Annotated in this window: 12 protein-coding genes; all 12 read left to right on the forward strand. The window is 70.7% G+C overall.

Annotated features, from left to right (window positions below):
- The first annotated feature begins 60 nt into the window (after positions 1-60).
- The 12 genes from ASD66_RS10035 to ASD66_RS10090 all read left to right on the forward strand — a co-directional run bounded on the left by ASD66_RS10035 (position 61) and on the right by ASD66_RS10090 (position 10785).
- The gene (locus ASD66_RS10035; RefSeq protein WP_321163501.1) at positions 61-1845 is read left to right on the forward strand and encodes an ABC transporter ATP-binding protein; all 1785 of its coding nucleotides are present in this window, start codon (positions 61-63) and stop codon (positions 1843-1845) included.
- Positions 1842-3638 carry an ABC transporter ATP-binding protein gene (locus ASD66_RS10040; protein WP_056890848.1) on the forward strand — a complete coding sequence of 599 codons (1797 nt, stop codon included), beginning with the start codon at positions 1842-1844 and terminating at the stop codon, positions 3636-3638. The genes ASD66_RS10035 and ASD66_RS10040 overlap by 4 nt, the downstream gene beginning before the upstream one ends.
- 100 nt (positions 3639-3738) lie before the next feature.
- A complete protein-coding gene (gene hisI, locus ASD66_RS10045; RefSeq protein WP_156388625.1) occupies positions 3739-4089 on the forward strand; it encodes a phosphoribosyl-AMP cyclohydrolase in 351 nt (116 codons plus the stop codon).
- Entirely contained in the window at positions 4082-4732 is a 651-nt protein-coding gene (locus tag ASD66_RS10050; protein WP_056890849.1) for a Trp biosynthesis-associated membrane protein, read from the forward strand. The genes hisI and ASD66_RS10050 overlap by 8 nt, the downstream gene beginning before the upstream one ends.
- A 49-nt stretch (positions 4733-4781) precedes the next feature.
- Complete coding sequence (locus ASD66_RS10055; protein WP_056890850.1) at positions 4782-4979, forward strand: HGxxPAAW family protein; 198 nt, start codon at positions 4782-4784, stop codon at positions 4977-4979.
- Positions 4963-5394 (forward strand): DUF2752 domain-containing protein, encoded by a 432-nt coding sequence (locus ASD66_RS10060; protein WP_056676890.1) that lies wholly within the window; start codon positions 4963-4965, stop codon positions 5392-5394. The genes ASD66_RS10055 and ASD66_RS10060 overlap by 17 nt, the downstream gene beginning before the upstream one ends.
- A 119-nt stretch (positions 5395-5513) precedes the next feature.
- Positions 5514-6302, forward strand: coding sequence for an indole-3-glycerol phosphate synthase TrpC (gene trpC / locus ASD66_RS10065; protein WP_056676894.1), 789 nt, complete (start codon positions 5514-5516; stop codon positions 6300-6302).
- Positions 6299-7540, forward strand: coding sequence for a tryptophan synthase subunit beta (trpB, locus tag ASD66_RS10070; protein ID WP_056676897.1), 1242 nt, complete (start codon positions 6299-6301; stop codon positions 7538-7540). The genes trpC and trpB overlap by 4 nt, the downstream gene beginning before the upstream one ends.
- On the forward strand, positions 7537-8334 hold the full coding sequence (gene trpA / locus ASD66_RS10075; RefSeq protein ID WP_056676899.1) for a tryptophan synthase subunit alpha: 798 nt from the start codon (positions 7537-7539) through the stop codon (positions 8332-8334). The genes trpB and trpA overlap by 4 nt, the downstream gene beginning before the upstream one ends.
- Entirely contained in the window at positions 8327-8941 is a 615-nt protein-coding gene (locus ASD66_RS10080; RefSeq protein ID WP_082563525.1) for an SCO family protein, read from the forward strand. Before trpA ends, ASD66_RS10080 begins: the two co-directional genes overlap by 8 nt.
- On the forward strand, positions 8938-10014 hold the full coding sequence (gene lgt / locus ASD66_RS10085) for a prolipoprotein diacylglyceryl transferase (protein ID WP_056890851.1): 1077 nt from the start codon (positions 8938-8940) through the stop codon (positions 10012-10014). The genes ASD66_RS10080 and lgt overlap by 4 nt, the downstream gene beginning before the upstream one ends.
- A gap of 48 nt (positions 10015-10062) precedes the next feature.
- Positions 10063-10785 carry a VIT1/CCC1 transporter family protein gene (locus ASD66_RS10090; protein ID WP_056890852.1) on the forward strand — a complete coding sequence of 241 codons (723 nt, stop codon included), beginning with the start codon at positions 10063-10065 and terminating at the stop codon, positions 10783-10785.
- Positions 10786-10851 lie beyond the last annotated feature (66 nt).

Here is a 10851-nt window from a genome sequence, read left to right on the forward strand (position 1 = left end):
GAATGTCGGTGCCCCGTCCTAGTGTTGGCCTCGCTGTCAGGTGGAGAGATTCGAGGAGACGTGAGCCGAGTGGGTGCCCCGCGGTCGACGATGCGTGAGGGCTTCGCAGTCCTCGGTGTGGCGATCCGGCGAGAGCCGTGGATCTTCACCGTCTCCACCTTGGGCAGCGTGCTCTTCGGCGCGCTCACGGTGGCCGACGCCTGGGTCCTCGGCTGGTCGACCGAGCACGCGGTGATCCCCGCCTTCGAGAACGGCGAGATCGGCGCCGGCGTCCTCTGGGCGGTCTTCGGCCTGTTCGTCGGGGTGGCGATCCTGCGCGCGGTCGGCATCGTCGCGCGACGCCTGGGTGCCGGCATCATGCAGTACCGCATGCAGGCGCACTCCCGCCGTGAGGTCACCCGCCAATACCTCGACCTGCCGATGGAGTGGCACCAGCGCCACCCCACCGGCCAGCTGCTCTCCAACGCCAACTCCGACGTCGAGGCGGCGTGGTTCCCCATCGCGCCGCTCCCCATGGCGGTCGGCACCGTGGCGATGATGGTGATCGCCATCGTGCAGATGCTGCTCGCCGACGTCGTCCTGGCCCTGGTCGGGCTGCTGGTCTTCCCGGTCGTGGTGGTCGCCAACGTGGTCTACCAACGCACCTCGTCCCCCCTGATGACGCGCGCCCAGCAGTTGCGCGCCGAGGTCAGCGAGATCGCGCACGAGTCCTTCGACGGGGCGATGGTGGTCAAGACGCTGGGCCGAGAGGGCGAGGAGACCGAGCGGTTCGCCGAACGCGTCCACGAGCTGCGCAACGTCCTGATCAAGGCCGGCCGCATCCGCGCGATGTTCGACCCGACCATCTCCGCCCTGCCCAACATCGGGGTGCTCGTGGTGCTCGGCACGGGGGTGGCCCGGGTGCTCGACGGGTCCACCGATGCCGGTGCCGTGGTGACCGTCGCCTACCTGCTGACCATCGTCTCGTTCCCGATTCGCTCGATCGGCTGGCTGCTCGGGGAGTTCCCGCGCAGCGTGGTCGGCTACGAACGGGTCCAGGCCGTGCTCGACGCACGCGGCGACATGGCCTACGGCACCGCCACGGTCGAGGCGGCCGGCGCCGGCGCCGACCTGCAGGTCGAGCGCCTCGCCTACGCCTACGACGAGGAGCAGCCGTTGCTGCGCGACGTCACGTTCGGCGTCGCCCCGGGGCGTACGACGGCACTGGTCGGCGCGACCGCGTCCGGCAAGAGCACCCTGACCAACCTGATCACCCGGCTGGTCGACCCCGACGACGGAGCTGTGCGCATCGACGGCACCGACCTGCGCGACCTCGACCGGGGCGAGCTGGCACGGGTCCTGTCCGTCGTCCCGCAGACCGCGTTCATGTTCGACGACACGGTGCGCGGCAACATCACCCTCGGCGGCGACTTCACCGACGACGAGGTCTGGGACTCCCTGCGCACCGCCCAGGCCGACGGGTTCGTGGCCGGCCTGTCTCACGGGCTCGACACCGAGCTGGGGGAGCGGGGCACGTCGCTCTCCGGCGGCCAACGGCAACGCGTCTCACTGGCCCGGGCCCTGATCCGCAGGCCACGGCTCCTCGTCCTCGACGACGCGACGTCCGCCGTCGACCCCGAGGTCGAGGCCCGCATCCTCGGCGGACTGCGACAGAACGGCTCCGACACCACGCTCGTGGTGGTGGCCTACCGCAAGGCCACCATCGGCCTGGCCGACGAGGTGCTCCACCTCGCCGACGGCCGCATCGCGGGGCGCGGCACCCACGAGGAGCTGCTCGAGCGGAGCCCCGACTACGCCACGCTCGTCAACGCCTACGAGCAGCAGGCAGCAGGTGAGACGGCATGAGCACCACGACCAGCGTCGACAGCGGCGAGGAGATCAAGGCCCTCGCGACCATCCGCCGCGGCATGCAGCTCTCGCCCGAGCTCAGCAAGGGACTCGGCGTCACCCTGTTGCTGGCGGTGCTCTCCACGGTCGGCCAGGTGGTCATCCCGATCGTCGTCCAGCAGACCCTCGACCGCGGGCTCAACGGACCCGACGGGCCCGACACCGGCTTCATGCTCCGCATGGGCCTGATCGCCGCCGGTGCGATCGTCCTGACCAGCGGGGCGTCCTATCTCATGACCGCCCGCCTGTTCCGGGCCGCGGAGAGCGGCCTTGCCACGCTGCGGATCAAGGCGTTCCGCCACGTCCACGACCTGCCGCTGCTCACCCAGAACACCGAGCGCCGCGGCGCCCTCGTCTCGCGGGTGACCAGCGACGTCGACCAGGTCAGCCAGTTCCTGGTCTTCGGCGGGGTGATGATGATCGTCAGCCTCGGGCAGATCCTCGTCGCGACCGTGATCATGGTCTTCTACTCGTGGCAGCTGGCCCTCGTGGTCTGGATCTGCTTCGCCCCGCTGATGATGTCGCTGCGGTTCTTCCAGCAGCGCCTCTCCGCGGCGTACGGCGTGGTCCGCCAGCAGGTCGGCATCATGCTCTCGGCCGTCTCCGAGCCCGTGGTCGGGGCCGCCGTGGTCAAGGCGTACGCCGTCGAGGCCCGCACCCAGCAGCGCATCGACACCGCGATCCGGGCCAACCAGGACGCCGCCACCAAGGCCCAGGGCTTCACCGCGTTCTCGTTCTCGCTCGGCGGCCTGTCGGGCGGGCTGGCCAACGCCGGGGTGATCATCATCGGCATCTGGCTCGGCTTCGCCGGCGACATCACCGCAGGTGAGGTCGTGGCCTTCGCGTTCCTGGTCACGCTGTTCGTCTCGCCCGTGCAGATGGGCACCCAGATCCTCACCGACGCCCAGAACGCCATCGCCGGGTGGCGCCGGGTGATCGGCATCCTCGACACCCCGGCCGACCTGGTCGACCCCGGAGAGTCGGGCGAGGTGCTGCCGCGCGGCCCGATCGACGTCGCGCTGGTCAACGTCAGCTTTGCCTACCCGAGCGGGCCGACCGTGCTCCACGACGTCTCGATGCACATCGAGGCCGGCACCCGCGTCGCCATCGTGGGCGAGACCGGATCGGGCAAGTCGACCTTCGCCAAGCTGCTGACCCGGTTGATGGACCCCGCGTCCGGCGAGATCCGGCTCGACGGCCTCGACGTCCGCAACATCCGCCAGGACTCCCTGCGACGATCGGTGGTGCTGGTTCCCCAGGAGGGCTTCCTCTTCGACGACACGTTGCGGGCCAACGCGCTCTACGGGCGGCTCGACGCCAGCGACGACCTGATCCTCGCGTCCGCCGCCGAGCTCGGCCTGGCCGACTGGGTCGACGGCCTGCCGCACGGCCTCGACACCCGGGTCGGCCAGCGCGGGGAGTCGCTGTCGGCAGGGGAGCGGCAGCTCGTGGCACTGCTCCGGGCGCACCTGGTCGACCCCGACCTGCTGGTGCTCGACGAGGCAACCAGCGCGGTCGACCCGCAGCTCGAGATGCGCATCGGTCGGGCCCTCGAACGCCTCATGCAGGGCCGCACGTCGGTCACCATCGCGCACCGCATGAGCACCGCCGAGAACGCCGACGAGGTCGTGGTCGTCGACCGCGGACGCATCGTGCAGCGCGGGCCACACGCGAGCCTGCTCGAGGACCCCGACAGCGTGTACGCCGGCCTCCACGCCTCGTGGGTGGCCCAGCAGGGCAGCACTGCCTGACCCCGGCTGTCCGGAGGGCGCGTGGACTGTCGCCGGCCGCCGTGTCCGGTGGGCGCCGCGCCGACGATCCCCGACCGCACGGCCGATAGGCTGGTTCCTTGTGACCACCCTCGACCCCGACATCGCCGCCAGGCTCAAGCGCACCGCAGACGGGCTGGTCCCTGCCGTGGTGCAGCAGCACGACACGGGCGAGGTGCTGATGCTGGGCTGGATGGACGACGAGGCCCTGGCCCGCACCCTGACCACCGGGCGCGCGACCTACTGGAGCCGCTCGCGCGAAGAGTACTGGATCAAGGGCGACACCTCGGGCCACGTGCAGTGGGTCAAGGACGTCCGGCTCGACTGTGACGGCGACACGCTGCTGGTCAAGGTCGACCAGGTCGGGGCAGCCTGCCACACCGGTGACCGCACGTGCTTCGACGCCGACCGGCTGGGACCCACCGATGTCTGACCCCACGGAGCCCACGGAGCCTGCCGGCGCCGTCGAGCCCACGGAGCCCACCGAACGCAAGCCCCGGTCCACGTTCGGGCCGGTGCTGTTGCTCGGCCTGGTCGGCGCCGCGCTGGCCGCGGTCGGTGGGGCCAAGGCGTGGTACGCCGTCCCGGATGCCGCGGACACCATCGACGCGCCGGTGGCCACCACCGACCAGTTTTCCCTCGACATGCCGCTGGCCGGCGCGTTGGGGCTGGTGCTCCTCGCCTGTTGGGGCGTGCTGCTGGTCACCCGTGGGTGGGTCCGCCGCGCGGTCGCCGTACTCGGCCTGGTCAGCTCACTCGGACTGGTGGCCACCTTCATCCAGGGCTGGCGCACCCTGCCTGACGACCTCGCCGACAAGCTCACCGAGACCGGCACGGGCCAGTCGGCCGGCAGTCTCGACGCCGGCTTCACCGGCTGGTTCTGGGCGGCCGGTGTCGGCATCGTCATCTCGGTCGTGGCCACCCTGCTCGCCGTACGCCTGGTGCCGTCGTGGCCGGCCATGGGAAGCCGGTACGACGCGCCCACGGGCGCCCAGTCGGGCCCGGTCGACGTCGAGCGGGCCAACGACGGCGAGCTCTGGAAGGCCATCGACGAGGGCCACGACCCGACCCTCTGACCGACTGAATAGACTGTCGCCAGATTTCACCGCGCACTAGGAGCCACGCATGTCTGACAACCACGGCAACACCCCCGCAGCATGGACCGCGGTGATCATCGGCCTGGTGGCCTTCGTCATCGCCGGTGTCGGTCTCATGCTCAGCCCGATCAGCATGCCCGTCTTCTGGATCGGCATGGCGTTCCTTCCCCTCGCGCTGGTGGTCTTCGTGGTGATGACGAAGATGGGCCTTGGCGACGCTCACTGAGACCCGCCCGTCCCGAGGGACGCGCCTGCGGCCACCGCTCCTGCTGGGTGCGGGGCTCGGCGCCGCGACCCTGGCGCTGCACCTGCGTGACCCGCACGCCAGCGGATCCTGGGGCCTGTGCCCGTTCAACTTCATCACCGGGCTGCAGTGCCCGGGCTGTGGCGGCCTGCGCGCGGTCAACGACCTGACGAACTTCGACCTCGTCGGCGCACTCTCGAGCAACCTGGTCGTGGTGCTGGGCATCCCGCTGGCCGTCCTGCTCTGGCTGCGCTGGGTCCGCGACGCATGGGTCGGGGCTCCCGTCACCGGACCGTCGCAGGGGCTCTCCACTCCCGTCGTGGCGGTGCTCCTGGGCACGGTGCTGGTGTTCGGCGTGCTGCGCAACCTGCCCTTCGGGGCGTGGCTGGCTCCCTGAGCCTGATTCACCGCTCGGCCCCTTCGCCGTCCGGGCCCGGTTCCACCGCCGAGAGGCGCCTCGGGGACCTGACCACGAGGGTGACAAACTGACTCCGTCCCAACCTGGAGGTGTGCTGCATGTCCGTGCTCGACGACATCGTCGCGGGTGTCCGGATCGACCTGGCCGAACGCGAGGAACGCGTCCCCTTCGCCGAGGTCGAGGCGCTGGCCGCCTCCGCGGTGCCGGCACGCGACCCGATGCCGCACTTCCGGGCCGAGGGCATGAGCGTCATCTCCGAGGTGAAGCGCAAGAGCCCGAGCAAGGGCGACCTCGCCGACATCCCCGACCCCGCGGTGCTGGCCTCGGCCTACGCGCGCGGGGGAGCGGCCGCGATCAGCGTGCTCACCGAGCAGCGTCGGTTCAACGGCAGCCTGGACGACCTGCGCGCCGTACGCGCCGCGGTCGACACGCCGCTGCTGCGCAAGGACTTCATCGTCACCAGCTACCAGCTGCACGAGGCCCGCGCGGCCGGAGCCGACCTCGCGCTGCTCATCGTCGCCGCCCTGCCGCAGCCCGAGCTCGAGCGGTTGTACGCCGAGGCGCGCGCCCTCGGCCTGACCGTGCTGGTCGAGGTGCACGACGAGGAGGAGACCCGGCGCGCGGTCGACCTCGGTGCCGACCTGATCGGTGTCAACGCGCGCAACCTCAAGACCCTGGCGGTCGACAACGACACGTTCGGCCGCCTGTCCGCACTGATCCCCGACGACAGGGTGAAGGTGGCCGAGTCCGGCATCACCGGCACCGCCGACGTCGAACGCTTCGCGGCCGAAGGCGCCCGCGTCGTACTCGTGGGAGAGGCCCTGGTCAGGGACGGCGACCCGGAAGGTGCCGTGCGGGCGATGACAGCGATTGGGAGACAGGCATGAGTGAGCTCAGGTTCGGCGCGGACGAACGCGGTTTCTTCGGCAACTTCGGCGGGCGGTTCATGCCCGAGGCGCTGGTCGCCGCGCTCGACGAGCTGACCGTCGCCTGGCAGGAGGCCATGGCCGACCCGGAGTTCACCGACGCGTTCGAGAAGATCCTGCGCGAGTACGCCGGCACCCCGAGCCTGCTCTACGAAGCCGAGCGACTCTCCAAGCAGGTCGGTGCCCGCATCCTGCTCAAGCGCGAGGACCTCAACCACACGGGTGCGCACAAGATCCGCAACGTGCTCGGCCAGGCGATGCTGACCAAGCGGATGGGCAAGACCCGAGTGATCGCGGAGACCGGCGCCGGACAGCACGGCGTGGCCAGCGCCACCGCAGCGGCCTACTTCGGCCTCGACTGCACCGTCTACATGGGTGCCGTCGACACGAAGCGCCAGGCGCTCAACGTGGCCCGCATGCAGCTCCTCGGCGCCAAGGTGATCCCGGTCGACTCCGGCTCGGCGACGCTGAAGGACGCGATCAACGAGGCCCTGCGCGACTGGGTGGCCAGCGTCGACCACACGGCGTACCTCTTCGGCACCGCCGCCGGACCGCACCCGTTCCCGAGCATGGTGCGCGACTTCTGCCGCGGCATCGGCGACGAGGCGCGCCAGCAGTGCCTCGACCAGTACGGCGTGCTGCCGGACGCGATCGCGGCCTGCGTCGGCGGCGGGTCGAACGCGATCGGCCTGTTCACCGCCTTCCTCGAGGACGACGACGTCGCGATCTACGGCTTCGAGGCCGGCGGCGACGGTGTCGAGACGGGCCGTCATGCGGCCACGATCGGCGCGGGGGAGAGCGGCGTGCTGCACGGCGCCCGCACCTACGTGCTCCAGGACGAGGACGGCCAGACCATCGAGTCCCACTCGATCTCCGCCGGGCTCGACTACCCGGGCGTCGGACCGGAGCACTCCCACCTGTCCGAGATCGGTCGCGCGACCTACCTGCCGGTGACCGATGCCGAGGCGATGGACGCGATGGCCCTGTTGAGCCGCACCGAGGGCATCATCCCGGCCGTCGAGTCGGCCCACGCCCTGGCCGGGGCGTTGAAGATCGCCGAGCAGCTGGCCGCCGAGAAGGGCCCCGACGCCACCATCCTGGTCAACCTCTCCGGACGCGGCGACAAGGACATGGGCACCGCCATCGACTGGTTCGGCCTGGGCGGCACCGAGGGCGAGACCGAGGGAGACGACAAGTGAGTGCCAAGAGCGCCTTCGAGAAGGCCCGGTCCGAGAACCGCGCCGCCCTGGTCGGCTACCTGCCCGCCGGCTTCCCGGACGTCGACGGCGCCATCGAGGCGATTCGCACGATGGTCGAGGCCGGGGTCGACGTGGTCGAGATCGGCCTGCCTTACAGCGACCCCGTGATGGACGGCCCGACCATCCAGGCCGCCGCCCAGCAGGCGCTCGACGGAGGCGTCCGCACCCGCGACGTGCTGCGTACGGTGGAGGCGGTGGCCGCCACCGGCGTGCCGACGCTCGTGATGACCTACTGGAACCCCGTCGAGCGCTACGGAGTGGAGAAGTTCGCCGCCGACCTGGCCTCGGCCGGTGGCGCCGGGCTGATCACCCCCGACCTCACGCCCGACTCGGGCGAGGAGTGGATCGCGGCCGCCGACCGGCACGACCTCGACAAGGTCTTCCTCGTCGCGCCGTCCTCGACCGACGAGCGGATCGCGATGACCACGGCCGCCTCGCGCGGGTTCGTCTACGCCACTGCGGTGATGGGCGTCACCGGCGCCCGGTCGACGACCAGCGACCTGGCCGGGCCCCTGGTGGCGCGCACGAAGAGCACGACCGACCTGCCCGTCGGTGTCGGCCTGGGCGTCTCCAACGGCGACCAGGCCGCCGAGGTGGCGTCGTACGCCGACGGTGTCATCGTCGGCTCCGCGTTCGTCCGCACGCTGCTCGACGCCGGCGCCGACCGGAAGGCCGGGCTTGCCGCCCTGGCCGCGCTGACCCGCGACCTGGCCGACGGCGTACGACGTGGGTAGGGGGTCTTTCGCCGCTGTGGCACTCTCCGCGGCGTTGGTGCTGAGCGGGTGCGCCAGCGGCGAGCAACCCGTCGGCGAGGAGGGCTTCCACGGCACCGCGCTGAAGGACAGGTACGCCGCACCGGTCGCCGCCCTGACCGACACCGACGGGGCCGACTTCTCGCTCGCGGAGCAGACCGAGAAGCCCGTGACCCTGGTCTTCTTCGGCTACACGAACTGCCCCGACATCTGCCAGATGGTGATGTCGAACGTCGCCTCCTCGCTGACCCGGCTCGACGACGACCAGCGTGACGACGTGCAGGTGGTGTTCGTGACCACCGACCCGGCGCGCGACGACGAGAAGGCGCTGCGCACCTACCTCGACCGCTTCAGCGACGACTTCGTCGGCCTGACCGGCGAGCTGTCGACCATCGCGGAGCTTGCCAAGTCGTTCGGCGTGTTCATGCAGCGTGAGAAGAAGCTGCCCTCCGGTGGCTACGACGTCACCCACGACACGCACGTGTTCTCGATCGACTCCCACGACGAGGTCCCGGTGATCTGGAACCAGGACACCTCAGCCACGGACCTCGCCGACGACCTCACGAAACTGCTGAAGGCGGATTCATGATCCTGCAGACCATCCCCAGCCCCTCCGAGGGCGTCTGGGAGCTCGGACCGTTCCCGATCCGGGCCTACGCGCTGTGCATCATCGTCGGTGTCATCGCGGCGATCTGGATCGGCGAGAAGCGGTGGGTGGCCCGCGGCGGCAAGCCCGGCCAGATGTCCGACATCGCGCTCTGGGCAATCCCGTTCGGCCTCGTGGGCGCCCGGCTCTACCACGTGATCACCGACTACCACCTCTACTTCGGCGAGGACAAGAACCCGGTCACCGCGCTCTACGTGTGGCGCGGCGGGCTGGGCATCTGGGGCGCCATCGCGCTCGGTGCGGTCGGCGCGATGATCGGCGCCCGCGTGATGGGCATCAAGATCCTCCCCGTGATGGACGCCCTGGCACCCGGCGTCATCGTCGCGCAGGCCTTCGGCAGGTGGGGCAACTGGTTCAACCAGGAGCTCTACGGCCGACCCACCGACCTGCCGTGGGGCCTGGAGATCGACCGTGACCACCGGCTCGCCGGGCACCTCGAGGACGCGACGTACCACCCGACGTTCCTCTACGAGTGCATCTGGAACCTCGGCATCTTCGGTCTGCTGATCTGGGCCGACGCGAAGTTCAAGCTCGGCTTCGGCCGCGTGATGGCGCTCTACGTCGCCGGCTACACGCTGGGCCGTGGATGGATCGAGACGATGCGCATCGACGACGTGCAGATGGACGACGTCTTCGGGCTCCGCCTGAACGTCTGGACCTCGATCGTCCTGTTCGTGGCCGCCGTGGCGTACTTCATCTGGTCGAGCAGGCGCCACCCGGGCCGCGAGGAGAGCGTCTTCCGTGACCCGCAGGACGACGACGCAGCCGCGACGGGCGACGCAGCCGCGGTGTCCGACTCGGCTGTGGCCGACGAGCAGGACACGGTCGAGGAGAAGGTCGGTGAGGACGCCGTGGACGGTGCCGACCCGGATCCCGGAGCAGACGAGCCCGCCGGCACCGAGTCGGCGGAGGAGGAGCCGGCGGATGACGCCGCCGAGACCGACGAGGCCGAGGACGCCGACGGGACCAGGGCCGGCTCCGACACCGACAGGTGAGCCTGTCCTTCGGTGCATTCGGGCATCGCACTCACTAGGTTCAGTTCCATGAGCACGACCCACGAGACCCCTGAGATCGAGCACGACCACGGTGACGTCAACGGCGGCTGGCTGCGTCCGGCCGTCTTCGGTGCCATGGACGGCCTGGTCTCCAACGCCGCGCTGATCGCCGGAGTCGCCGGTGGAACACGGGGAGCCCCGGACACCTCGGCCGTCGTACTCGCCGGTCTGGCGGGCCTCGCCGCAGGCGCCTTCTCGATGGCGGCGGGGGAGTACGCCTCGGTCGCCAGCCAGGCCGAGGCGGCCGAGTTCGAGGTGGAGAAGGAACGCAAGGAGATCATCGCCAACCCGGAGGGCGAGACCGCCGAGCTGGCCGAGATGCTCACCGACCGGGGCCTTGACGCAGACCTCGCCGCCGAGGTCGCCGCCCAGGTGCACCGCGACCTCGACAGCGCGGTCGCCGTGCACTCCATGCAGGAGTTCGGGATCGACCCCGACGAGCTGGCCAGGCCGGGTGTCGCCGCGGTCTCGTCGTTCGTGTCGTTCTCGCTCGGGGCGTTCGTCCCCGTCCTGCCCTACCTGCTCGGCGTCGAGATCCTGTGGCCGTCGATGGTGCTCACCCTGCTCGCCCTGTTCGGGTGTGGAGCCGTGGTGACCCGGCTGACGAACCGGCCCTGGTGGTACGGCGGCGGACGCCAGGTGGTGCTCGGTGCCGCGGCGTTCGCGATCACGTACCTGGTCGGCATCGCGGTCGGCCAGGGGGTCGGCTGAGCCCACCCGACGAGGGTTGCCACAGCCTGAGACGGACGTCACGAACGTGTCCGGCGACGGGTTCTG

The sequence above is a fragment of the Nocardioides sp. Root151 genome (genome assembly GCF_001427925.1).
Lineage (GTDB): Bacteria > Actinomycetota > Actinomycetes > Propionibacteriales > Nocardioidaceae > Nocardioides.

Coding starts and splice junctions, on each gene's coding strand:
- ASD66_RS10090 (WP_056890852.1), top strand. CDS start 10,063: ATGAGCACGACCCACGAGACCCCTGAGATCGAGCACGACCACGGTGAC.
- ASD66_RS10040 (WP_056890848.1), top strand. CDS start 1,842: ATGAGCACCACGACCAGCGTCGACAGCGGCGAGGAGATCAAGGCCCTC.
- ASD66_RS10055 (WP_056890850.1), top strand. CDS start 4,782: ATGTCTGACAACCACGGCAACACCCCCGCAGCATGGACCGCGGTGATC.
- lgt (WP_056890851.1), top strand. CDS start 8,938: ATGATCCTGCAGACCATCCCCAGCCCCTCCGAGGGCGTCTGGGAGCTC.
- trpB (WP_056676897.1), top strand. CDS start 6,299: ATGAGTGAGCTCAGGTTCGGCGCGGACGAACGCGGTTTCTTCGGCAAC.
- trpC (WP_056676894.1), top strand. CDS start 5,514: ATGTCCGTGCTCGACGACATCGTCGCGGGTGTCCGGATCGACCTGGCC.
- ASD66_RS10050 (WP_056890849.1), top strand. CDS start 4,082: ATGTCTGACCCCACGGAGCCCACGGAGCCTGCCGGCGCCGTCGAGCCC.